The following is a 2,220-nucleotide window of genomic DNA, read 5'->3' on the forward strand; positions in this document are numbered from 1 at the left end:
GACGAACGGGATACAGAGAAGCCGCACTCATCTTTCTTACCTCGGTGGAAAATTGTTTTTGTGATTTATCACTGTTTGCAGCCTGAGCACTCAGGCCATTGCGAAACTCAAATCCTGAAACGACTGAGCAGTTTGTCCTGCTGGCCGACGTGGTCCACCATCACTGAACATTGACGAACCTGTTTGTCCGCACTGCCGGATACTTCAAGACTGATATCGCGGATGTTGGTCGTGTTGCGATTGATCTCTTCGGTCGTGGCGCTTTGTTCTTCAGCCGCCGCGGCGATCTGCAGGTTCATGTCATTGATACGATAAATGGCCTCACGTATGCGCTCCAGGGTGTCATTGGCTGCGTTGGCATCCCCGGCCGTCTTGCTGGCCGTATCGCGGCTTTGCTGCATTTGCACTTGGGCGTGTTTCACGCCTGTCTGCAACTGGTCGATCATCTCGCGTATTTCCTGAGTGGATTGCTGGGTTCGCGAGGCCAGTGAGCGCACCTCATCAGCCACCACAGCAAATCCGCGTCCCGATTCGCCGGCACGTGCCGCCTCGATGGCCGCGTTGAGTGCAAGAAGGTTGGTCTGTTCGGCGATGCTGGTGATGACCGCCACAATGGACTCAATGCTTTGACTGAGCGTGGACAACTCATTGATCGCATGACCTGTGGTATCCATCTCTTCAGCCAAACGCTTGATGGCCCCCGTAGATCTGGAAACCAGAGCAACCCCGTCCGCTGTTTCCTCGTTAGCAGCGATTGCCGCTTCGGCAGCGGTTTGGGCGTTACGGGCGACATCTTCGGCTGTCGAGGCCATCTCGGTCATGGCGGTGGCCAACTGATCCAGTTCTTGTAATTGAACTTGTACACGGTTGGCTGCCTGGCCCGCTGCGCATGACGTCGCGGTGGTGCTCTCACGAACTCGTTGCGAGCTGTTTTTCACATCGCCAATGAGCGCTTTCAGGTTCTGCAGGAACTGGTTGAACTCCCCGGCGACCAACGCAATTTCATCATTGCCGACGACGGGTAGTTGGCGGGTCAGGTCGCCTTCTCCGCGATTGATGTCTGCCAACGAATCCTTGAGTTGATCCAGGGGTCGCAGTAGCCGCCTTACCAGCAGACCCAACACCAACAGGCTAATCAGCACGCCCAGGCCGGTACCGATGACGGCACGCCAACTCAGGATGTGGGCAGCGGCCATAACGATGTCCTGATCCAGCACCACACCGATATACCAATCCATGCCCTTGAGATCGGAGAGCGGAATGAAGGACACCAGGAGAGACTTCCCACCGCTGCTGACCTCCTGAAGCTGACTGTCGAGAGGCAGAACGTTGCCTGCGAAAAGCTGGTTGTAGGGCTTGCCGTTAAGCTCGGCGTCCGGGTGGGAAATAATGTTGCCACTTTTACTCAGCAGGAACGCATAACCGGCCCCACCGAAATCCAGGGTATTGATGGCATCGGCAACCGTAGTCAGGCGGATGTCACCACCAAATACCCCGAGTAACTGACCTGCGTCGCTGATGCGCGCGACTGCCGAGATCAGAATTTCACCCGTCGTGGAGTCCTTGTAGGGTTCGGTTAAAACGGCTTGGCTACCGGCTTTTCCGGTCGCGTACCAAGGGCGGGTGCGACCGTCATAATCAGGTTTTGGATTCCAGGAGGCAGTGTTCTTGATGGGTTTTCCATCAGACTCAAGGGCGCCGAATACCAGCTTGAATTCATCTTTGAGAATGGGCGAATCGATGATTCGTTGGGTCGCTTGCGGACTGTACTGACTGTCGATCGCCTGGGCAGCCAAATCCATCAGACGCAGTTTTCCGTTCAGCCAGTTTTCAATCTGACGTGCCACAGCATTGCTCGATTCGGAGATGCTCGCCTCGACCTGATGGCGCAAAATCGTACGTATCTGCTCTACCTGAACCAGCGATAGAAGACTGGTTGTCACGAACAGCACACAAGCAGCCACAAGGCTCACCTTGTAACGGATTTTCATCGAGGACTCCAAAGGATCGATCAAGGGGAGCAGGGCATCCAGTCCTTGAATGTCAGGTTATCGAGGACGCCTTCGTGAGCAAGCCCGCTCCCACATTTGCACCCCGTAACCCCGTGGGGGCGGCGGTGTGGCGATCCGACTTGCTCGCGAAAGCAATTTGAAGGGCGGCACAGAAATCTCTGCATCGCCCCCGGTTTTTAGAAGAAGCCCAACGGATTGATGTCGTAGC

Annotated in this window: 1 protein-coding gene and 1 pseudogene; both read right to left on the reverse strand. The window is 55.7% G+C overall.

Going from position 1 to position 2,220, the window contains the following annotated elements; all coding sequences use genetic code 11:
* Positions 1 to 107 precede the first annotated feature (107 nt).
* A complete protein-coding gene (locus tag K0F88_RS33105; RefSeq protein WP_374039769.1) occupies positions 108 to 821 on the reverse strand; it encodes a methyl-accepting chemotaxis protein in 714 nt (237 codons plus the stop codon).
* 144 nt (positions 822 to 965) lie between these two features.
* Positions 966 to 1,991, reverse strand: a pseudogene (locus K0F88_RS33110) (cache domain-containing protein); the annotation flags it as partial.
* Positions 1,992 to 2,220 lie beyond the last annotated feature (229 nt).

It is taken from the genome of Pseudomonas sp. UMAB-40, assembly GCF_900095275.1.
Lineage (GTDB): Bacteria > Pseudomonadota > Gammaproteobacteria > Pseudomonadales > Pseudomonadaceae > Aquipseudomonas > Aquipseudomonas mandelii_B.

Excerpts from the sequence above, each read along its gene's own strand:
- K0F88_RS33105 (WP_374039769.1), bottom strand. The coding sequence starts at position 821 with ATGACCGAGATGGCCTCGACAGCCGAAGATGTCGCCCGTAACGCCCAA.